General features: G+C 68.8%; 19 protein-coding genes and 1 tRNA gene. 11 read left to right on the forward strand and 9 right to left on the reverse strand.

Annotation, left to right across the window (positions count from 1 at the left end; all coding sequences use genetic code 11):
• Positions 1–30: 30 nt before the first annotated feature.
• Complete coding sequence (locus AB0K11_RS21550; protein WP_364981475.1) at positions 31–1,548, reverse strand: TldD/PmbA family protein; 1,518 nt, start codon at positions 1,546–1,548, stop codon at positions 31–33.
• An 82-nt stretch (positions 1,549–1,630) separates the two neighbouring features.
• On the opposite strand from AB0K11_RS21550, the gene AB0K11_RS21555 reads away from it, so the two are divergent.
• Genes AB0K11_RS21555 through AB0K11_RS21565 form a run of 3 tightly spaced genes read left to right on the forward strand, consistent with a single transcriptional unit; the run spans position 1,631 to position 4,645 of the window.
• Complete coding sequence (locus tag AB0K11_RS21555) at positions 1,631–2,503, forward strand: sugar ABC transporter permease (RefSeq protein ID WP_364981888.1); 873 nt, start codon at positions 1,631–1,633, stop codon at positions 2,501–2,503.
• The gene (locus tag AB0K11_RS21560; protein ID WP_364981478.1) at positions 2,490–3,317 is read left to right on the forward strand and encodes a carbohydrate ABC transporter permease; all 828 of its coding nucleotides are present in this window, start codon (positions 2,490–2,492) and stop codon (positions 3,315–3,317) included. The genes AB0K11_RS21555 and AB0K11_RS21560 overlap by 14 nt, the downstream gene beginning before the upstream one ends.
• Positions 3,318–3,361: 44 nt before the next feature.
• Positions 3,362–4,645 carry a sugar ABC transporter substrate-binding protein gene (locus AB0K11_RS21565; RefSeq protein ID WP_364981891.1) on the forward strand — a complete coding sequence of 428 codons (1,284 nt, stop codon included), beginning with the start codon at positions 3,362–3,364 and terminating at the stop codon, positions 4,643–4,645.
• A gap of 22 nt (positions 4,646–4,667) precedes the next feature.
• Here AB0K11_RS21565 and AB0K11_RS21570 read toward each other — a convergent pair whose 3' ends face one another.
• Positions 4,668–8,009 carry a LuxR family transcriptional regulator gene (locus AB0K11_RS21570; protein ID WP_364981481.1) on the reverse strand — a complete coding sequence of 1,114 codons (3,342 nt, stop codon included), beginning with the start codon at positions 8,007–8,009 and terminating at the stop codon, positions 4,668–4,670.
• Between the two features lie 147 nt (positions 8,010–8,156).
• Here AB0K11_RS21570 and AB0K11_RS21575 point away from each other — a divergent pair, with 147 nt between their 5' ends.
• Positions 8,157–9,536: a cytochrome P450 gene (locus AB0K11_RS21575; RefSeq protein ID WP_364981484.1), complete on the forward strand. Its 1,380-nt coding sequence runs from the start codon at positions 8,157–8,159 to the stop codon at positions 9,534–9,536.
• Between the two features lie 5 nt (positions 9,537–9,541).
• On the opposite strand, the gene AB0K11_RS21580 is transcribed toward AB0K11_RS21575, so the two are convergent.
• Both AB0K11_RS21580 and AB0K11_RS21585 read right to left on the reverse strand, forming a co-directional pair.
• Complete coding sequence (locus AB0K11_RS21580; RefSeq protein ID WP_364981487.1) at positions 9,542–10,387, reverse strand: energy-coupling factor transporter transmembrane protein EcfT; 846 nt, start codon at positions 10,385–10,387, stop codon at positions 9,542–9,544.
• On the reverse strand, positions 10,384–12,453 hold the full coding sequence (locus AB0K11_RS21585) for an ATP-binding cassette domain-containing protein (protein WP_364981490.1): 2,070 nt from the start codon (positions 12,451–12,453) through the stop codon (positions 10,384–10,386). Before AB0K11_RS21585 ends, AB0K11_RS21580 begins: the two co-directional genes overlap by 4 nt.
• 94 nt (positions 12,454–12,547) lie before the next feature.
• Between AB0K11_RS21585 and AB0K11_RS21590 the strand changes: the two genes are divergently transcribed.
• A complete protein-coding gene (locus AB0K11_RS21590) occupies positions 12,548–13,060 on the forward strand; it encodes a MarR family transcriptional regulator (RefSeq protein WP_364981493.1) in 513 nt (170 codons plus the stop codon).
• 24 nt (positions 13,061–13,084) lie between these two features.
• Positions 13,085–14,290, forward strand: coding sequence for an MFS transporter (locus AB0K11_RS21595; protein WP_364981496.1), 1,206 nt, complete (start codon positions 13,085–13,087; stop codon positions 14,288–14,290).
• A gap of 3 nt (positions 14,291–14,293) precedes the next feature.
• On the opposite strand, the gene AB0K11_RS21600 is transcribed toward AB0K11_RS21595, so the two are convergent.
• On the reverse strand, positions 14,294–15,409 hold the full coding sequence (locus tag AB0K11_RS21600) for an esterase-like activity of phytase family protein (RefSeq protein ID WP_364981499.1): 1,116 nt from the start codon (positions 15,407–15,409) through the stop codon (positions 14,294–14,296).
• A 6-nt stretch (positions 15,410–15,415) separates the two neighbouring features.
• Positions 15,416–16,150 (reverse strand): VIT1/CCC1 transporter family protein, encoded by a 735-nt coding sequence (locus AB0K11_RS21605; protein ID WP_364981501.1) that lies wholly within the window; start codon positions 16,148–16,150, stop codon positions 15,416–15,418.
• A 99-nt stretch (positions 16,151–16,249) separates the two neighbouring features.
• On the opposite strand from AB0K11_RS21605, the gene AB0K11_RS21610 reads away from it, so the two are divergent.
• From AB0K11_RS21610 to AB0K11_RS21625, 4 genes are all read left to right on the forward strand, one after another.
• The gene (locus AB0K11_RS21610) at positions 16,250–18,190 is read left to right on the forward strand and encodes an acyl-CoA dehydrogenase (protein WP_364981504.1); all 1,941 of its coding nucleotides are present in this window, start codon (positions 16,250–16,252) and stop codon (positions 18,188–18,190) included.
• A gap of 57 nt (positions 18,191–18,247) precedes the next feature.
• Positions 18,248–18,586 (forward strand): hypothetical protein, encoded by a 339-nt coding sequence (locus AB0K11_RS21615; RefSeq protein ID WP_364981507.1) that lies wholly within the window; start codon positions 18,248–18,250, stop codon positions 18,584–18,586.
• 90 nt (positions 18,587–18,676) lie between these two features.
• Complete coding sequence (locus AB0K11_RS21620) at positions 18,677–19,006, forward strand: metalloregulator ArsR/SmtB family transcription factor (RefSeq protein ID WP_364981510.1); 330 nt, start codon at positions 18,677–18,679, stop codon at positions 19,004–19,006.
• Between the two features lie 13 nt (positions 19,007–19,019).
• Positions 19,020–19,514: an SRPBCC domain-containing protein gene (locus tag AB0K11_RS21625; protein WP_364981513.1), complete on the forward strand. Its 495-nt coding sequence runs from the start codon at positions 19,020–19,022 to the stop codon at positions 19,512–19,514.
• A gap of 27 nt (positions 19,515–19,541) precedes the next feature.
• On the opposite strand, the gene AB0K11_RS21630 is transcribed toward AB0K11_RS21625, so the two are convergent.
• Both AB0K11_RS21630 and AB0K11_RS21635 read right to left on the reverse strand, forming a co-directional pair.
• A complete protein-coding gene (locus AB0K11_RS21630; RefSeq protein ID WP_364981516.1) occupies positions 19,542–19,787 on the reverse strand; it encodes a hypothetical protein in 246 nt (81 codons plus the stop codon).
• A 231-nt stretch (positions 19,788–20,018) separates the two neighbouring features.
• Positions 20,019–20,094, reverse strand: a tRNA-Asn gene (locus AB0K11_RS21635).
• 145 nt (positions 20,095–20,239) lie between these two features.
• Here AB0K11_RS21635 and AB0K11_RS21640 point away from each other — a divergent pair.
• On the forward strand, positions 20,240–20,497 hold the full coding sequence (locus AB0K11_RS21640) for a hypothetical protein (protein ID WP_364981519.1): 258 nt from the start codon (positions 20,240–20,242) through the stop codon (positions 20,495–20,497).
• Here the strand turns inward: AB0K11_RS21640 and AB0K11_RS21645 are convergent.
• Entirely contained in the window at positions 20,494–20,772 is a 279-nt protein-coding gene (locus tag AB0K11_RS21645) for a hypothetical protein (protein ID WP_364981894.1), read from the reverse strand. The genes AB0K11_RS21640 and AB0K11_RS21645 overlap by 4 nt on opposite strands.
• Positions 20,773–20,781: the final 9 nt, after the last annotated feature.

Here is a 20,781-nt window from a genome sequence, read left to right on the forward strand (position 1 = left end):
GGCGCACTCCGATCGGCGTCTTCGCTGCGCTCATCGGCCGGCCTCGGCCCGGGTGTTCAGCACATTGATTCCCCGGAACAGCGCCGACGGGCAACCGTGACTGACGGCGGCGACCTGTCCGGGCTGTGCCTTGCCACAGTTGAACGCCCCGCCGAGCCGCCATGTCGACGGACCGCCGACGGCTTCGAGCGCGCCCCAGAAGTCGGTGGTCGTCGACTGGTAGGCGACATCGCGCAGCTGGCCGTCCAGGCGGCCGTCGCGGATGCGGAAGAACCGCTGCCCGGTGAACTGGAAGTTGTATCGCTGCATGTCGATCGACCAGCTCTTGTCACCGACGATGTAGATGCCGTCGGTCACCCGGCCGATGAGATCTTCGGTGCTGACATCCTCGGCCGCCGGCTGCAGCGAGACGTTGGCCATCCGCTGGATCGGCACGTGATGCGGCGAATCCGCGTACGAGCATCCGTTCGAGCGCTCCACCCCCAGCCGCGGGGCGAACACCCGATCCAGCTGGTATCCGACGAAGATGCCGTCACGAACCAGGTCCCACCTCTGCGCCTGCACGCCCTCGTCGTCGTAGCCGATGGTGGCCAGTCCGTGGGCGACGGTGCGGTCGGCGGTCACGTTCATCACCGGGGATCCGTAGCGCATGACGCCCAGCTTGTCGGGCGTCGCGAACGACGTGCCCGCGTAAGCCGCTTCGTACCCGATCGCCCGGTCGTACTCGGTGGCGTGGCCGATCGACTCGTGGATGGTCAGCCACAGGTTGCTCGGGTCGATCACCAGATCGGTCGGCCCAGCCGTGACGCTCGGCGCCTTCGCCTTCTCGGCCAGCAGCGAGGGCAGCTGAGCGAGCTCACCGGTCCAGTCCCAGACGTCGTCACCGGCGACCGCCTCCCAGCCGCGCCCGGTCGGCGGGGCCAGGGTGCGCATGGTGTCGAAGCCGCCTGCCGACGCGTCGACGGTCACCGCGTCCAGCGCCGACTGCACCCGCACCCGCTGCTGGGTGATCGACGACCCGTACGTGTCGGCGTAGAAGGTCTGTTCCTTGGCGGCGTACAGGTGCGCCGACACGTGATCTACGCCGTCGGCGGCCAGCAGCCGGCCCGAATACTCGTCGAGCACGCCGATCTTGTCGGCCAGCGGCACCGCGAAGGGATCGATGCGGTAGTCCGACACCCAGCTGGCGTCGCGGTACACCGGTTCGGCGGCCAGCTCGACGCGGTCGGCGTTCAGGGGCGCCAGCGTGCGCGCGACCGCGACGGCCCGGCGCGCCGTGTCGGCCGCGACCGCGGGGTCGAGTTCGGCGTGCGAGGCGAATCCCCACGTGCCGTCGACGATCACCCGCACCGCCAGGCCGATCTCCCGGTCCACGACCGCCGACTCCAGTTCGCCGTCGCGCAGTTGCACCAGTTCGGTGGTGATGCGGTGTATTCGCAGGTCGGCGTGGTCGGCCCCGGCCGCCCGCGCCGCCGACAGGGCGGCATCGGCGAGCTGATGGCGGGGCAGCGACAGGAAGTCGGCATCGACGTGTCGGGACGCTGTCACGGCATCTACCGTAGTGGCGGCCAGGCCGGACCGCTTTAATGACCCGATGGGGATCCGGCGGGCAGGAGCGGAGCGACCCGGGATGCTGATCCGGCGGGTGCAGGCGGCCGCGCTGGGCTACGCCCTGCTGGCGCCCAGCCTGTTCGGCGTGGTCGTGTTCCTGCTGCTGCCCATGCTGGTGGTGCTGTGGCTGAGCCTGTACCGGTGGGATCTGCTCGGTCCGATCGAGTTTGTCGGACTGGGCAATTGGGCCTTGGTGCTGACCGATGCCTCGTTCGCCACGTCGCTGGTGGTCACCGTGCTGTTCATCGCGATCGTGGTGCCCGCGCAGACCCTGCTGGGCCTGCTCGCCGCCGCGGTGCTGTCCCGCGGCCTGCCCGGCACCGGTTTCTTCCGCACGCTGTACGTGCTGCCGTGGATTTGTTCGCCGCTGGCGATCGCCGTGCTCTGGCGCTGGATCCTGGCGCCGACCGACGGCGCGCTGAGCACCGCGGTGGGCCGCAACATCGAATGGCTGACCGATCCGGGCCTGGCGCTGCCGGTGGTGTCGGCGGTGACGGTGTGGACGAACGTCGGATACGTGACGCTGTTCTTCCTCGCCGGCATCTCGAACATCCCCGCCGACGTGCACAACGCTGCCCGCACCGACGGCGCCGGTGGCTGGCAGCGCTTCCGCCACATCACCCTGCCGATGCTCCGGCCGACCACGTTCTTCGTGCTGGTCACCGGGATCATCAGCGCTGCACAGGTATTCGACACCGTTTATGCGCTCACCGGGGGCGGCCCGCAGGGCCGCACCGACCTGGTGGCGCACCGGATCTATGCCGAGGCGTTCGGCGCCGCGGCGGTCGGGCGCGCCGCTGTGATGGCCGTGGTGCTGTTCGTGGTGCTGATCGGCGTGACCCTGCTCCAGCAGCAGTACTTCCGACGACGGATCACCTATGACATCGCCTAGCCGCGCCGCCTCGGCGGTGGTGATCTACCCCGCCCTGATCCTCGGCGCCCTGATCACCCTCACGCCGTTCGGGCTGGGTCTGATGACGTCGCTGACCTCGGCACAGCAGTTCAACACCGACTCGCCGCTGTCGCTGCCCGCACCGCCGACGCTGCAGAACTATCTGGGTCTGGGCGACGCGGGATTCGGTCGCGCCGTCGTGGTGACCGCATTGACGACCGCGGTGATCCTGCTCGGTCAGCTCACCTTCTCGGTGCTGGCCGCGTACGCCTTCGCGCGGTTGGACTTCCCGGGCCGTGACGCGCTGTTCTGGTTGTACGTCGCGACGCTGATGGTGCCGGCGACCGTCACAGTGGTGCCGCTCTACCTGATGATGGCCGAAGCGGGCCTGCGCAACACGTTCTGGGCGCTGGTGCTGCCGTTCATGTTCGGCTCGCCGTATGCGATCTTCCTGCTGCGCGAGCACTTCCGCGCCATCCCGGCCGACCTGATCAACGCCGCACGACTGGACGGCGCCCACACACTCGACATCATCACGCACGTGGTGCTGCCCGCCAGCCGGCCGATCCTGGTGACGCTCGGGTTGATCACCGTGGTGTCGCAGTGGAACAACTTCCTGTGGCCACTGGTGATCACCAGCGGCGAGCGGTGGCGGGTGATCACCGTGGCGACCGCCGCGCTGCAGACCCGCTACGACGCGCAGTGGACGCTGGTGATGGCGGCGACGACCATCGCGATCGTTCCGCTGATCGTGCTCTTCGTCGCGCTGTCGCGGCACATCACCCGCTCGCTCGTGGTGACGGGGATCAAGTGAGGCCGCGCACCTCCACGCTCGCGTTCGGCGGACTGGCGGCGGTGATGGCGCTGCTCCTGGTGGCCGCGATGCTGCTGGGCCGCACCACCGGCACCGACGGCCGCACGGTGGTCACGGTGCGGGTGTGGGACGACCGGGTGGCCGCGGCCTACCGGGAATCCTTTGCCGAGTTCGGCCGCGAACATCCCGACATCGACGTGCGGGTCGACGTGGTGGCGTACTCGACGTACTTCGACACCTTGCGCACCGACGTGGCGGGCGGCGGCGCCGCCGACGTCTTCTGGCTGTCCAACGCGTACTTCGCCGAGTACGCCGACAACGGCCGGCTCCTCGACATCGCGGAGACGTTGGGCCCCGGAGCCATTCGGGCGTGGGAACCGTCGGTGGTCAACCAGTTCACCCGCGGTGACACTCTATGGGCGGTGCCGCAACTCACCGACGGCGGCATCGCCGTGTACTTCAACGCCGATCTCGTCGCCGCCGCGGGCGTCGAACTGACCGAACTGGTGACCATGCGCTGGTCCCCCGGCCCCGACGACACGCTACGTGCGCTGCTGAGCAGGCTGACCGTCGACGATCGCGGCCGTCGTGCGGGCACACCGGGTTTCGACCCGGGCCGCATCCGGCAGTGGGGTTACAACGCCGCCAACGACCTGCAGGGCATCTACCTGAACTACATCGGCTCGGCCGGCGGCGTCTTCACCGTCGGTGACCGCTTCGCGTTCTACAACCCGCAGGCCGTGCAGGCCTTCGAGTATCTGGTCGGCCTGATCAACGACGACCACGTCGCGCCGCCCGCGTCGGACACCAACGACAACGGAGACTTCTCCCGCAACCAGTTCCTGCAGGGCAGGATGGCGATGTTCCAGTCCGGCACCTACAACCTGGCCGCCATCGCCGAGCAGGCCCGCTTCCCCTGGGGCGTGGTGATGCTTCCCGACGGTCCGAAGGGCCGCGTCAGCGTGACCAACGGGATTGCGGCAGCGGGCAATTCGGCAACCGAGCACCCGGACGCGGTGCGGCAGGTGCTGGCCTGGATGGGCAGCAAGGCAGGCAACGAGTTCCTCGGCGCGCAGGGTGCGGCGATACCCGCCGTGCTGGCCGCCCAACCGGTCTACTTCAACCACTGGCGCTCCCGCGGAGTCGACGTCTCGCCGTTCTTCCGGGTGCTGCGCGGCCCGCGGATCCCGGCCCCCGGCGGCGAGGGTTTCGCTGCCGGCTACCAGGCGATCAAGCCCTACTTCGACGAGATGTTCCTGGGTCGCGCCGACGTCGCGCACAGCCTGGCCGACGCCCAGGCCGCGGCCAACGCCGCCGCCCGTCGCTGAGACTTCGGCGTTCCGACCCGAGTTACTGCCGGGGCGCTTCTGCGTCCAGTTGGCGCCGTCGGCGAGCGGCTTCCTGCGCAAGCTGCATGCGAGAGGTCACGCCGAGCTTGGCATAGGCGTGCGTGAGGTGGGTCTGCACGGTGCGGGGAGAGATGAAGAGTTTCGCGGCCGCCTCTTTGTTCCCGAGCCCCTCGATGACGAGGCCGACCACGTCGCGCTCCGTCGGCGTCAAAGCCTCCCAGCCGGTTGCCGCGCGTTTCCGGCTGCCTCGGCCGCGTTGCGCGTAAGCGACCGCCTCCTCGGTGGACAACGCCGCTCCCTGCGTCCAGGCCGCGTCAAAAGCCGCTTCGCCCATCACGTCTCGGAGCCCGGCCACGCACGCTTCATAGTCGGCCTGGTAGATCTTGAACCGGACCTCGCCGGTGCGTGAGCGGACGGCCTCTGCTGCGCCGAAGAGCCGGGCCGCTTCCGAGTGACTGGTGGCTTCCGCGGCCAGGCGAGCAAGACAGTCCAGGATGTCGGGCACCAGCAGCAATGCCTTGATGTCGGCCGCACACGCGAGGGCGTCGTGTGCGTCCCGCTCGGCGCCACGTGAGTCGCCGTCGGCGAACGCCACGCGAGCTCGAATCGTCAGAGCCGCCGACAGCTGCAGACCCGTCGTCGCCGCGACGGCGTCCTCAGCCCACGATCGGGCCACGTCGACATCACCGCGCGCCAGTGCGGCCTGGCTCATCCACACACGGTTGAGCCCTGCGGTTTCGGGCTGAACACGGATGCGGTCCCACCCGCTCGTGAGTGCATCAGTCGCCCCCGCCACATCACCGTCTGCCAGCGCCGCGATACCCAGAGACAGATAGCTCAGACCCTCGTGCCACCCTCCGAGTTGTGCAGCGGCCTGGACGGCCGCGGTGGCCGCGGCCCGCGCCGCGTCGGTGTCTCCCTGATACGCCAACGCCTGGCCCCGAACGTACAGACAGCTGACGACGAACAGCAGGTCGTGAGCCGCATCGGCCTCTGCCGCCAGATCACGCAACTGAGCTGCTGCTGCGGCGAGATTTCCTTCAGCCATGTCCGCCACTCCGAGCGACCAACGACACAGCCGTGAGGTGAAGGGGTCGCCGACGGCATCGGCGAGTTCGCGTCCTTCTTCAGCGGCCGCTCGCGCGCCTACCGGGTTGCCGGCGGCGACAGCCCCGACCGCCTGCCAGCCGAGGATCAGACTCACTGTCCAGCTGTCGCCCAGAGTTCGAGCCAGCTCGAGCGCCTCAACGAAGTACGGCGGCGCCACCTCCGGGTTGTAGCCGTTGGCCGCTCCGCATGCGACCAGGGCGCGCGACAGCAGGGCCGGGTCGTCGAGTTCGCGTGCGATCGCCAGCGCTTCTTCAGCCCCATCGGTGCTGTCGGTGGAGATCACTGTGGCATCGAGCCAGGCTTTGTCGGCGAGTGCCCGAGCGCGTACTGCGGGCGGTACCGGGGAGTCCTGCGCACCCTCGCCGGCGAGGGCGGCCTTGAGCCAGGCCAGTCCTTCTCGGAGGCGCCCCCGAGTGAGCCAAAGCGGTTGCAGCGACGAGGCGAGTTGCAATGCGAGCGTGATGTCAGCGCCCTCTCGACTCCAGGCGAAAGCAGCCCGCAGGTTGTCGATTTCGCGTTCGATCTGCTCGACGGTCCGCCCGTCATCGGCGTGCGCCGGATTGTCCAGCCGGGCCGCCATCGCTGTGTAGTGGTCACGGTGACGGCATCGGACAGCGTCGGCTTCGCCGGACTCCCCGAGCTTTTCCTGCGAATATTGGCGAACCGTTTCCAACAGCCGGTACCGGGTCGGACCGCGGGCGCCTTCGGACACCAACAGGGATTTGTCGACCAGCAGAGAGAGCAGATCGAGCACCTGGTGCCGCTCCACCTCGGTGTCACCCGCCACCGCCTCGGCGGCGATCAGGTCGAAACTGCCCATGAACACCGCCAGGCGGCGGAACACCACGCGTTCGGGTTCGGTCAACAGCGCGTGCGACCAGTCGACCGAAGCCCGCAGGGTCTGTTGGCGCCGCACCGCGGTGCGCGATCCCCCGGTGAGCAGGCGGAAACGGTCGTAGAGAGTGTCGACGATCTCGACCAGTGAGAGGGTTCGCACCCGCGCCGCGGCGAGTTCGATCGCCAGCGGCATGCCATCGAGCCGTTGGCAGATCTCCGTCACCGCGGCCTCGTCGGCAGCAGTGACCGTGAAGTCGGGTCGTGCCCGTCGGGCACGATCGGTGAACAACTCGACGGCCTCGTCAGCCAGAGACAGAGATGGCACCCGCCAGATCTGCTCACCGTCCACCCCGATGGGCTCCCGACTGGTGGCCAACAGTGTCAGGCCGGGACATGCACCCAACACGCCGACGCTCAACGCTGCGCAGGCGTCGAGCACGTGCTCGCAGTTGTCCAGCACCACCATCATCCGTCGCGTACCGATGAACCAGGTCATCGATTCCATCGGTGATCGGCCGGGTTGGTCCGGCAGGCCCAACGCGCGCGCCGCCGTCACGGGCACCAGCGCGGAGTCGGAGATCGGTGCGAGGTCGACGTACCAGACACCGTCTGGATATCGACCGGCGACGGCAGCGGCGACCTGCACCGCGAGGCGTGTCTTGCCGACGCCGCCGGCGCCGACGAGGGTGACCAACCGGTTGACGCTCAACAACTCAGCTATCTGGTTAATCGCGCCGACGCGTCCGATGAAGCGGGTGAGCCGAAGCGGAAGGCGTGGGTTGGCAACGACATCATGCACCCGCAGCGGCGGGAACTCGTTGTGCAGGTCCGGATGGCGGAGCTGCACGATGCGCTCGGGGCGTGGCAGGTCCCGCAGCGGATGGGTGCCCAGGTCAAAGAGCCACGCGCCGTCGGGCAACAGGTCGGCCACCAGGTCACTGGTCGTTCCGGACAACAGAGTTTGACCGCCGTACCCCAGGTCACGGATGCGGGCGGTGCGATTGATGGCAGGGCCGATGTAATTGTCCTCGTCACGCAGCCGCACCTCGCCGGTGTGGATGCCGATCCGAAGTCGGATCGGTGCCAACGGCGCTCGCTGCAACGCCAGCGCGCATGCCACCGCGTCGCTGGCCCGGGTGAAAGCGACCACGAAGCTGTCACCTTCGCCCTGCTCGACCGGTCGCACGCCGTGATGGGCCGAAACCAGTTCGGCAAGTGTGCGATCGAGGTTGGCGAAGGCGGCGGTCATCTTTTCCGGCGCTGTTTCCCACAACCGGGTCGACCCCTCGGCATCAGCGAGCAGCAGCGTGACCGTACCGGTAGGAACATGTCCGCTCACGCCATCATCGCTCCACCTCAGCGCCGGCATCTCCACCCGTGGGGAAATCTCGCTCATGGTAGTCAGCATCGGTCATTCACAGGCGGCAAACATCCGCATAGGCGCGTAGATTTCGCCGCCGGCCCGACGAGATCTACGCGCGTTGGCCGATGCTGTCAGCGGCCCGGTGACGGAACCTCAGTTCAACCGGACGAGGAGATTCTCATGATCGAGGCGAGCACACCCCCTGACTTTGCCGAGCTTGCGCCGGCGCCGAGGAACCCGTTGCCCTACCGGGAGCAGCTCAAGGCGATCAAGGCGTTTCACACCGGCCAAGAAGTCCTCCGCGATGCCGGCGGACACGTGACGCGATTGAAACTTGCCCCCAAGTGGGTGTCGCCGGAGTTCGTGATCGCCACCTCTCCCGGAGCGGCACGCGACATTCTCGGCCACACTGGCAGCTCTGCCGAGCGCGCTCCCGCCCACGAGGAGGTACGCCAAATCCTCGGTGCCAGCCTGTTCACGATGACGCACGACCGCTGGCTCCCCCGTCGACGCGCCCTGCAGCCGTTGTTCACGAAACACAACGTCCGCGCGTTCGGCGGGCACATGACCCAGGCCGCCGAAGCGATCGCCGCGAGCTGGGGCGACGCGATGATGGTCGACCTCGACGCCGAGTGCCGCCGACTCACGCTGCGCGCACTCGGCCGCTCGATACTCGGCATCGATCTCGACGCGCGTATCGACGCGATCGCCGAACCCCTGCGGACTGCGCTGGGCTACGTCACCGCACGGTTGACCACCCCGGTCAAACCACCCCGCTGGCTGCCCACCCCCGCTCGCCGCCGAGCCCGCGCTGCGGCCGCCACATTGCGCCGGGTGGCCGCCGAAACCCTGCAGGCTTGCCGCGACGACGCCACTCGCGACGCCCCACTGGTGCGGGCCATGATCGCAGCCGTCGACCCGATCACGGGTCGCGCGCTGACCGACGACGAGATCTGCGACGAACTCGTCGTTTTCATGGTCGCCGGACACGACACCACGGCCACGACACTGAGCTATGCACTGTGGTCGCTGGGCCGTCATCCCGACATGCAGGACAAGGTGCGCGCCGAGGCCGACGCGATCGGTGCCCGGGAACTCACCGCCGATGATGTTCCCCGCCTTGCATTCACGGTGCGCGTGCTGCACGAGTCGCTGCGCCTGTGCCCGCCGGGCCCCTCGATTCCCCGACTGATCACTCACGACATCGAGGTGGCTGGCCACCTCGTGAAAGCGGGCACCGTGTGCGCAGTGGGCGTGTATGCGCTGCACCGCGACCCCGCGCTGTGGGATGACCCCCTCCGGTTCGACCCAGACCGGTTCACCCCACAGAACAGCAAGGGCCGCGACCGCTGGCAGTACATCCCCTTCAGTGCAGGGCCTCGCACCTGCATCGGCGACCACTTCGCCATGCTGGAGGCCACCCTGGCTCTGGCGACCATCATCCGGCGGACCGAAATCCATTCCCTCGAGCCCGATTACCCGCTCGCCCTACCTTTCACGATGGTCGCCGCAGCCCCCGTCCACGCACAGGTCGAGGCGCGCACCCGCGATGAGGTCTGAACCGGTTACGACGCCTTGTAACTGCTGCTGCCGAGCACCGTGAGTTCGAGGGCGAGCGCCGCACCGCACACCACGAACACCACCGCGAAGGCGATCGCGTCACGGCGGGCGGGCCGCGAGGGCGCCGCCGAGATCTGTCCCGCCCCGCCGCGGGCGGTGATGGCGTCGCCCATCTCGTCGGCACGCCGCAGCGCGACGGTGATGGTGGCCGCCAGCAGGTCGATCACCTCGATGAGCCACCGCCGCCTGCGTGCCCGCCGGGTCGGCAGCTGCTGGCGGGGCCGCAGCCGGCGCGCCGCGTACAGGATGCGGAACTCGTCGATCAGCATCGGAAAAGCCCGCAGCGACATGGCGATCGCGACCGCCCAGTCATCGACGGGCACCCGCAGCGCCCGCAGCGGCCTGCCGAGCGTCGCGACTGCGGGCGCGATGTCGGCGACGTTGGTGGTCCACGACACCATCGCCCCGAGCCCGAGCAGCACGATCGACAGCGCGGTGATGCGAAGGAAGTTGAACAGCCCGCCGAGTCCGACGTCCATCGCGCCGATCTCGATCACCGGGCTGCCGCCGGCGAAGGTGGCGGTCAGCCCGCCGAAGAACAACAGGATCCAGAGCCAGTACGGAACGGACGGCAGCGCCCCGCGGGGAACGCGTGCGAGTTTCGCGCCTGCGACGACGAGTACGCCGACCGCGGCGATCGGCGCCCACCCCGGATAGAAGGTCAGCAGCAACCCGATGGCGGCCACCACGAGCAGCTTGGTGCCCGCCCACATGTCGTGGATGACCGAAGTACCGGGTACGGGACGGAGCAGAACCACCGGTCGGCGCTGCTTGCGATTCGGTGCGGTCACGACACACCGCCTGCGGTCGTCGGCGCGGGCGCCAGTGCGCCGCCCTGCAGGTTGAGGGTGCGCGGGCACAGCTCCTCGAGTCCGGAGAAGTCGTGCGAGATCACCACCACGGTCAGGCCGTTGTTGCGGCGCAGGTCGACCAGCAACCTCAGCAGTCCCCGGGCACTGGCGGCGTCCAGCCCGGCCAGTGGCTCGTCGAGGATGAGCGCGCGCGGTGACCGGGCCAGCAGGCCGGCGAGCACCACCCGTCGGGCCTGGCCGCCGCTGAGCTGGTCGATCCGCCGGGTGGCCAGCGCGGCGTCGAGCCCGACGGCGGCAAGCGCCTTGCGCACCCGATCGTGATCGCGCGGGGAAAACCCTGCCGCCGAGGCGATTTCGGCATCGACGCGGCTGCGCAGCAACTGCAACCGGGCGGCCTGGAACGAGAACGCCACCGCGCCGACGTGGTCGGAGACCGGCTCGCCGTCCAGCAGCGCCTGGCCGGTGGTCGGCACTGTCAGCCCGGCCATGATCCAGGCCAGGGTGGACTTGCCCGAGCCGTTCAATCCGTGGATGAGCACGCCGTCGCCCTCGTGCACGACGACGTTGACGTCGCGCAATGCCGTGGACGCCCATGGCGTTCCGCTGCCGTACTCGTGCCCGACGTCGATCAGCTCGAGCACGGGTGCGCCGTCGCGGTGGCCGGTGTCGGCCGACGGCGGCGGAGCCTCTGCGGTCTCCACCATCGGCATGTTGTCCGCGTCCCCGCCGTTGCCGGTGAGGTTCACGACGCGATCGGCCGAATCGGCCTCGTCGTTGTAGTGCGTGATGTGCACCAGCGACATCTCGTGGCGCCCGGTGAGACCGGACAGCACCGCCAGCAGCGACTCTCGGCCCTGCTGGTCCACCATGCTGGTGACCTCGTCGGCGATGAGCAGCCTCGGCTCGCGGGCCAGGGCCGCCGCGACGGCCAACCGCTGCAGTTCGCCACCTGACAGGCCGCCGGTGTCGCGCTCGGCGAGGCCGTCGAGCCCGACCTCCGCGAGCAGCCGCTCGACGTCGGGGGTCGTTCCGGGCGGCAACCCGAACACCACGTCGTCGGCCACCCGGGTGCCGAGGATCTGGCTCTCCGGATGCTGCATGATCACCGCGGTCCCGCCCGGCCGCCCGAGTCCGACAGCCCCCGGGCGGTCGACGGTGCCGCCGGTCGGATCGCGGCCGGCCAGCACGAGCATCAACGTGGTCTTGCCCGAGCCGTTGGCCCCGGTGATCGCCAGGTGCTCGCCGGGCTCGACCGTCAGGGACACCGGACCGAGCGCGTCGTGGTCGGCGCCGGGGTAACGGAAGCGCACGTCGGTCAGCCGGGCCGGCACCGGGGCGACCGGTCCACCCTCACCACCCGCCTCGAGCTTGTGCACGTCCGGGACGCCCATCAGGCGGTCGATCACCTTGGACAGCGCCCACCAGCCGACCAGTGTGACGAACAGGATGCTGAGCACTCCGAAGCCGCCGATCAGGAACTGCCAGTACCGCAGCGCCGTCGCGAACCCGCTCTTGAGCGCGTCGGCCGCCGGCTGCGTCTCGGGCACCAGCCCCCAGAAGTCGGGGATCCGCGCGATGATCGCGGCCAGACCGTTGATGTTGGCGGTCATCGTGTCGAAGATCAGATTGCGCAGCCGGGACAGCACTGTCAGGGCCAGGACGGATGCGGCCCCGAATGCGGCGCCCGCGGCGAGTCCGGCGACGATCACCGTCGGAGTGCCGCGGCCGCGGCGTTTGATGATCCCGGTCAAGCCGCCGATGTAGGCGCAGTCGACGACGGTCATCATCCCGCCCATCCCGGCGATCAAGAAGGCGATCAGCCCGCCGGCGACGGTGGCCGTCACCAGCACCCGCAGCCGGTAGCGGTAGGCGAGCACGCCCATCGGCACGCTGCCGAGCAGCGACAGCGCCGCGGCGAAGGGCACCACGACCGCGATGATGGCAGTGGCCGCACACAGCGCCGCCATCACGGCGGCCTGGGCGAGATCTCCGGGCTGGAGCGATCCTGCGCGTCGAGGCTGCCTCGGCGGCTGGGTCGCGGTCATTGCACGATTCTGCCAGTCAGGCTCGCGCGGCCCTTCCCCGGCAGGTCGCGGCACATCCCACGCCTACATAGTGAATCTATGTATTATGGACCGCATGACCCCGCCTCCCGCCACCGAGGATGTCGGCGCCGACCGCGAGCAGACCGGCCCCGCGCACGAGTCGACCGGACCGACGCTGGGTTCCGATCTGCTGTCGGTCGTCGCCCGGATCAACCGGCTCGCCACCCAGCGGGTGCGGCTGCCGTTGCCCGTCGCGCAGGGCCGGCTGCTGTCCACCATCGAGGACCAGGGCGAGGCCCGCATCTCCGATCTCGCCGCGCTCGACCACTGCTCACAGCCCACGATGACGACGCAGGTGCGCCGCCTCGAGGACGCCGGCCTGGTGTCGAGGACCGTCGACCCCGGCGATGCGCGCGCGGTGCTGATCCGCATCACCCCGGCCGGCGTGCAGGCCCTCAAACAGGTGCGCGCCGACCGCGGCGCCGCCTTCGACCCGTATCTCGAACGGCTCGACGAGGCGGACCGCCAGACACTCGCCGACGCCGTCGTCGTGCTGCGCCGCCTGCTCGCCGACGCGGCGGCGCCCACCAGGAAGACCACCGACTAACCGACTCCAGGAGGAAGCCGCCGCATGTGGCGCCAACCCAAGCCCGTCTGGGCCGTCGCCTTCGCGTCCGTCGTCGCGTTCATGGGCATCGGCCTCGTCGACCCGATCCTCAAACCGATCGCCGACAACCTCGACGCCTCGCCGTCGCAGGTGTCGCTGCTGTTCACCAGCTACATGGCGGTGATGGGGGTGGCGATGCTCGTCACCGGAGTGGTGTCGAGCCGCATCGGCCCCAAGCGCACGCTCCTGATCGGATTGGTGATCATCATCGCCGGCGCCGGGTTGGCCGGGCTGTCCGACACCGTGGCGGGCATCGTCGGGTGGCGGGCGCTGTGGGGGCTGGGCAACGCGCTGTTCATCGCTACCGCCCTGGCCACCATCGTCAACTCGGCCCGCGGATCGGTCGCGCAGGCGATCATCCTCTACGAGGCGGCGCTGGGCCTCGGCATTGCGGTCGGGCCGCTGGTCGGCGGCGTGCTCGGGTCGATCTCCTGGCGCGGACCGTTCTTCGGGGTCTCGGCGCTGATGACCGTGGCGCTGGTGGTCACCGCGATCCTGCTGCCCGCGACACCGCGGGCCGCCCACGCCACCACGCTGGCCGACCCGTTCCGGGCGCTGCGACACCGCGGCCTGCTCGGGGTGTCGGTCACCGCACTGCTGTACAACTTCGGCTTCTTCACCCTGCTGGCGTTCACACCGTTCCCACTGGACATGGACGCCCACGGGATCGGGCTGATCTTCTTCGGCTGGGGATTGGCACTCGCCTTCACATCGGTGGTGGTCGCACCGCGGCTGCAGCACCGGTTCGGGACCCTGCCGGTGCTGATCGTCAACCTGCTGGCGATGACGGCGACCCTGGCCGTGATGGCCGTCGGCACCGACTCCAAGGCGGTGCTCGCGACGTGCGTGGTGGTGGCGGGCCTGTTCATCGGTGTGAACAACACCTTGATCACCGAGACCGTGATGAAGGCGGCTCCGGTGGAGCGCGGCGTCGCCTCGGCGGCCTACAGCTTCATGCGGTTCGGCGGCGCGGCGGTGGCGCCCTGGCTGGCCGGTGTGCTCGGCGAACAGGTGAGCGTGCACCTTCCGTTCTGGGTGGGCGCGGGTGCGGTGCTGGTCGCGGCCGGCGTGCTCGCGGCGACGCGCCGCCATCTGCCGAACCTCGACAGCGACGACGAACGGGACGACCTCACCGAGGCCACCGCGGTCACGGTCGGCAGCGACAGCTGAGAATCACATCGCGAAGACGTGGAACTGCGTCACCTGACGTGGCGAGAAATTGTCGTCGGTGACCAGCACCACGCTCTGGCGGCCGTCGGACAGCTTCGGCCCCAGCGTCATTCCCTCGACATTGTCGAGGTGCCCGATGCCCGGAACCGCCGTGAGGTCGACGACGAGTTCCTTCCTCATCGCGGCGACCGGCGGGCCCGCGCCCAGCGAGGACCTTCCGATGACGTCGTCGGCGCCTGCGGTGCTCGCCCGGTAGATGCGCGCGGAAACCCTGTCGCCGTAGCCGCGCTCCACCACGAGGAACGTGTCGCCGTCGAGGGCGACGAGGTCGGACAGGCCGTTGTCGCCGTCACCGCCCGCGGTGACCGGGTCGACCGGATAGGCGTACTGCGCGGCCGGCTCGCCGGTTGCGGTGTCGTAGCGGGTGATTCGGGTGAGCGCCCCGTGCGACCCGGTGGGCGGTTCGCCGTCGGCGAAGGTGGGCCCCTCCATGGCGGCGAACAGTGCCGTGCCATCCGGGGTGAGTGTCAGACCCTCCAGCGCCGCGTTGGCACGCGCACCCGACGGCTGCGCCGACATCGCCAGCCCGGGCGGCAACGGGTAGCGCCCGCGGTAGCCGCCGTCGAGACCGGCCACCCGTACCCAGGGGTCCAACAGCAGTGGCCGCTCGGCATTCTCGACGTCGCGGGCGCCCTCACTGGACCAGAACAGCTGCTGATGCCGTGCGTCGAAGGCGATGCCCTCGGGGTCGGGCGGGATCACCGGCGGTCGCGCGTCGGCGTCGAGCGGGGCGTACGGTTCTCCGTCGACATTCCTGAGGACGGTGGACGACACCCACTGCACTTCGTCGAACCTGTTGTCGGCGAATGGTATCCGCACCGTGTAGAACCTGGCCGGACTCTTCGCCGAGCGGTCGTCGCTGATGACGTAGTAGGCCTCACGGCCGGGGTCGTAGGTGATGCCGGAGAGTCCGCCGACGACGGTCCCTTCGAACGGGAACCCCGATCGCACCTCCGACCCGCCGAGGTAGGTCCAGCCAGTCGGCGCGCCAGGTGCCTGGGCAGCGCTGCACCCGCTGAGCAGCAGCAGCATGCAGGAAACGGCGAGGCGGAGCGGCATCGACGGTCAGACCACCGTGCCGATGAGCGAGCCGACGGCATAGGTGGCCGCGATCGCCACCGCGCCCAGCACGAACTGCCGCGATGAGGCGAACCAGAACGGCTTGCCGGTGAACCGGGCGGCCGCGCCGCCGGCCAGGAACAGCCCCACGCCGCCCAGAGCCAGTCCCGCCCAGAGTGATTCGAAGCCCAACAGGAACGGGATCAGTGGTACCACCGCGCCGATGGCGAACATGAAGAACGACGACAGGGCGGCCACATAGGGTGACGGCTTCTCCTGCGGGTCGACGCCGAGTTCCTGCACCAGGTGGAAGTTGATTGCCCGGTTCTCGTCGCGGTGGATCTCCTCCGACGCGGCGGCAGCCGTCTGCGGCGTCATCCCCATGGTCACCAGCATGTCGGTCAGCTCGGCCCGCTCGGCCTGGGGGTGCCTGCGGAACGCCCGCTTCTCCACCCGCACCTCGGCCTCGATCTGCTCGTTGGCCGTCCGCACCGAGGTGTATTCGCCCAGCGCCATCGAGAACGCGCCGGCGACCAGGCCCGCCATTCCACTGAGCACCACGGCGGGCGCATGCGCGGCGGCACCGACGCCCGCGATCAAAGCCGTGTTGCTGACCAGGCCGTCCATCGCGCCGAACGTGGCGGCCCGCAGCCAGCCGCCGCTGACGTCGCCGTGCCGGTGGTCGAACTCGTGCGGCCGCCATGGTGCGGGTCCGGGTGACGCCGACTGAGGCTGGGTCATGCCACGATTCAACCCCGGCCCGTGGCCGGTATCCAGCAAGGTAAGCCTGGGTTTCGCACATCACAGTTTCCCCGCGCGGACCACGGGTTACCGTCAGGTATGACCACCACTGCGGATCATTTACGCAACTCGCTCGACGGCCGCTGGCGCGACGTCAAGAACCAGATGCGCGAGGAGCTCTCCACGGAGATCTTCAAACCGCACTACACGCCCAACACCGTGATCGCTCGCACCAAGGTGGCCGAGCAGCTGCGGATCATGGCCGCGAAGGGCGCGGCCGAGGACGGGTTCAAGAAGGAGCACGGCGGCAACGGTGACGTGGGCGCCGCCATCACCCAGATCGAGATGCTGGCGATGTCGGATCTGTCACTCATGGTGAAGGCCGGTGTGCAGTGGGGCCTGTTCGGCGGCGCCGTGGAGAACCTCGGCACCGAACGGCACCACGAGGAGTACGTGCCCAAGATCATCTCCTGCGAACTGCTCGGCTGCTTCGCGATGACCGAGACCGGGCACGGCAGCGACGTCCAGTCACTCGAGACCACCGCCACCTACGACGCCGCCACCGGTGAGTTCGTGGTCAACTCCCCCACCCCGACGGCGCGCAAGGACTACATCGGCGGTGCGGCTCAAACCGCGCGGATGGCAGCGGTTTTCGCTCAGCTGATCACCCACGAGAACGGCGAGCCGGTCAACCACGGCGTGCACTGCGTGCTGGTTCCGATCCGCGACGAGGACGGCAACGACCTGCCCGGAGTGACCACGTCGGACTGCGACTACAAGGGCGGGCTGCCCGGTGTCGACAACGGCCGGATCGTGTTCGACAACGTCCGCGTGCCGCGGGTGAACCTGCTCAACCAGTACGGCGACGTCAGTGAGGACGGCACGTACACGTCGCCGATCGACAACCCCAACCGGCGCTTCTTCACGATGCTCGGCACGCTGATCCGCGGGCGGGTGACGGTGGGTGGCAGCGGCGCCGCGGCCGCGCGGGTGGCACTCGACATCGCGACCCGGTACGCGTTGCAGCGCAGGCAGTTCGAGGCGCCGGGCGACGACAGCGAGGTGCTCATCATGGACTACCTGGTGCACCAGCGCCGGTTGTTCCCGCTGATCGCGAGGTCGTACGCGCTGCAGTTCGCGCAGAACGAGCTGGTCGCCAAGTGCCACGAGCTGCAGAGCTCGGACAACCCCGACGCCGAGGAGCAGCGTGAGCTCGAGGCCCGGGCCGCCGGCCTGAAGGCATCGAACACCTGGCACGCCAGCCGGGCCATCCAGGAGGCCCGGGAAGCCTGCGGCGGCGCCGGATACCTCGCGGAGAACCGGCTCATCGGGTTGCGCGGTGACATCGACGTGTTCACCACGTTCGAGGGTGACAACCACGTACTGACGCAGCTGGTGGCCAAGGAACTCCTGACCGCCTACGCCGACGACGTGAAGAGCATGAGCCCGGTCGGATGGGTGCGCTTCGCCGCCAACACCGTCGGCACCCGCGTGATGAAACGGACAGCGGCCGAGACGATCATGCAGACCATCCTCGACACCCGCCAGGACAACGAGGAAGAGGGCAGCCTGTTCAACCGCGGCACCCAGGTGCAGATGTTCGAGGACCGCGAGGAGTACCTGCTGTCGTCGGTGGCCCGCAGGCTGCAGTCGAAGTCGAAGGAGATGTCGGCGTTCGACGCGTTCAACTCGGTGCAGGACCATGTGCTGCACACCGCCCAGGCCCACATCGACCGCATCGTGCTTGAGGCGTTCGTCGCCGGCATCGACGGGTGCGAGGACGAGGAGGCGCGCCGCATCCTGGGGATGGTCTGCGACCTCTACGCGCTGTCGGTCATCGAGGACGACAAAGCGTGGTTCATCGAGCACCGCTTCCTGTCGACCGAACGCGCCAAGGCGGTCACCCGCGGGATCAACGAACGGTGCCGCACGCTGCGGCCCTACGCCGAGACGCTGGTGGACGGCTTCGGGATCCCCGAGCAACTGCGTTACGCGGCGATGATGGATCCCGAGGAGCTGATGACGGCCGGGCCCGCCTAGAAGTTCGATCTCCTACGCTGCGTCTGACGAACTTCCTCGATCGAGAAGGAGTACCCGATGGCGTGGTTCCTCGCGCTGCAAGGCCCGCCCAAGGCCGGCGGCCAGTCGTTGATCTACGAGCTCGACGAGTCGGCCGACCGGGACAAGCTCGCCGAGGAGATGGCCAGCGCCGCCGTCCTGGATCGCGTCGTCCCGGTGCCCGCGGTGTTCCAGCAGACGCAGCGCAGGACGGTGACGCTGTACGTGCGTCCCGCGGCGTGGGGCGTGTGGGCGTTCTACGAGATGTCCGACGAGGAACGCCGCCAGATACTCGCGGCGAATCCGCTCGTCAACGCCCTGGCCCAGGCCGCGCGCCAGCAGCAGGGCAGGAAGCCGACGGGCCCCGGAATCCCTTAGCTCCGCGCTTGTGAGCCACACACGCCGATTCCCCTGGCGTGCATAGACGTATTCCTTGACAGGAATATGTCAAAGCCCTACATTGGCCGTGTGCAGGCGACGATCTTCGGGGCCCTTGCCGAACCCAGCAGGCTGCGGATCGTCGAGTTGTTGCGTTCCGGCCCTCTGTCGGTCGGTCAGATCGCCGAGACGCTCGACATCCGTCAGCCTCAGGTCAGCAAGCACCTGCGGGTACTGGGTGAATCGGGGATCGTCGCCGGAGAATCGCTTGCCCGGCAACGCATCTACCGCCTCGAGGCGGAGCCGTTCGCCGAGATCGGCCGCTGGGTCGAGTCGTTCGAACGCCTGTGGAACATCCGGCTCGACTCGTTGGGCCGGTTTCTCGAATCCCTCACCGACGACGACCCGCAAGGGGACTGACGAAAGGATCACGATGTTCGGCCTGTTGAAGAAGACGAAGGAACTCGACCTCGAACGCGACTACCGCGCGCCCATCGGCGTGGTGTGGGACGCATGGACGCGTCCGGACATGCTGCGGCAGTGGTGGGGCCCCGAGAAGACTTTCGTACCCGAGTGCGAGATGGATCTGCGGATCGGCGGCCGCATCCACGTCGTGATGGAGGCCAACGAGGCGATGGGTAAGTACCAGGGCACCCGCTGGCCCATGACGGGCACGTTCACCCGCATCGAGGAGCCGTCGGCGCTGTCCTACGACGCCAGGTCGTGGACCGAGGGCGAGGAGGACACCTCGACGATCCACCACACCAATGACATCACCCTGCAGGAGCACGACGGGACGACCACCGTGCGACTGCACGTCACGATCACCCAGATCGGCCCCAAGGCCAAGATGGCGGCCTTCGGCATGAAGTGGGGCTATAAGGCCCAACTCGGCAAGCTGGACAAGCTTCTCGCCGCCCGTACCTGAGGTGTCGCCCCGGGGCGCCGTCGGCTGTCACCCGCAGCCGCCGGTGCTCCACGGGATGGTGCAGAACTGCGGCACGCTGTCCATATTGGGTGCGAACGACGCGGTCTCCAGTGATGTGGGGTCGGCCGACGGTTCGACCGTGGCTCCCTCGCCGCCGACGTGATACGAGCCGTTCTTCGGGTACGTGCCCGCCTGCGCGACATCGACACCGACGGCGCCCAACAACGCCGCCGCCCCCACCAGTGCGGCTGTGAATCGGATCTTGAACGGCATGTCGCGTCCTCTCCTCGAGCATCGATGAGTTCAGCGGTGGACGCAGGATCGGCGCCGTTGCAAGACCTTGGTCGGTAACGCCCCATCGACTGATGTGTGTGAAAAGAGCCTATGCACGCCCGGGCTGGCGGGCCCCGCCATGACAGGGGTCTGCCAGCACAGCCGCAGCGACCTTCAATGTGCCGGTGTGGCTGAAGCCGTCGCATCTGAGCTGCGCGACAGTGGAAGATGTGGCTCCCCCGGCTGGACTCGAACCAGCAACCCTTCGGTTAACAGCCGAATGCTCTGCCAATTGAGCTACAGGGGACTGCCCGTCCGCGATCGGTGTCCGCGGATCGAGGGATGACTCTAGCGTACGCACCGAGCACGCCGCCAATGCGCTCCCGGGTCAGCGCGTAGTGGGCGACTTGAGGCAGGATGGAACCAACGAACCGTCTTGTGGGAGGGGCTTAGTGATCGGGTATGTCGCCGTACTGGCGGTGGGTTACGTGTTGGGTTCGAAGGCCGGCCGTCGCCGCTACGAGCAGATCTCCGGGACCTATCGTGCGGTGACCGCAAGCCCGGCCGCCAAGGCCGTGATCGACGCCGGACGGCGCAAGGTGGCCGACCGGGTGTCTCCCGATCCACAGATGGTGACGTTGACCCCGATCGACTCGGAGACAGATGTGCTCACGCCGCAATCGCCGGAGCAGCAGCGCAGAACGCGCTAGTTGACGCCCTGGGAGATCGTCCGGCCGGGCAGCAGCGGTCCGGTGGAGATTCCCAGCCCGTTCTCGCCGAACGCGACCTCGGGCGTGCCGACCGTGATGCCGTTCCCGTTGGCGTAGGACAGGCAGTTGCCGTCCTCCTTGTTGCCGAACCAGGCCAGGCAGGCCGGGCCGGCGAGATCCTGAGCCGGAGCCGCGCTCAGCGCCGACGCGGCGAACGGTGCGGCGACTGCGGCCACGGCGAAGGCACCGGCGGCGATCGAGCGTCGGGCCTGCATGGAGATCCT

The organism is Mycobacterium sp. NPDC050551 (assembly GCF_040674075.1).
GTDB lineage: Bacteria > Actinomycetota > Actinomycetes > Mycobacteriales > Mycobacteriaceae > Mycobacterium.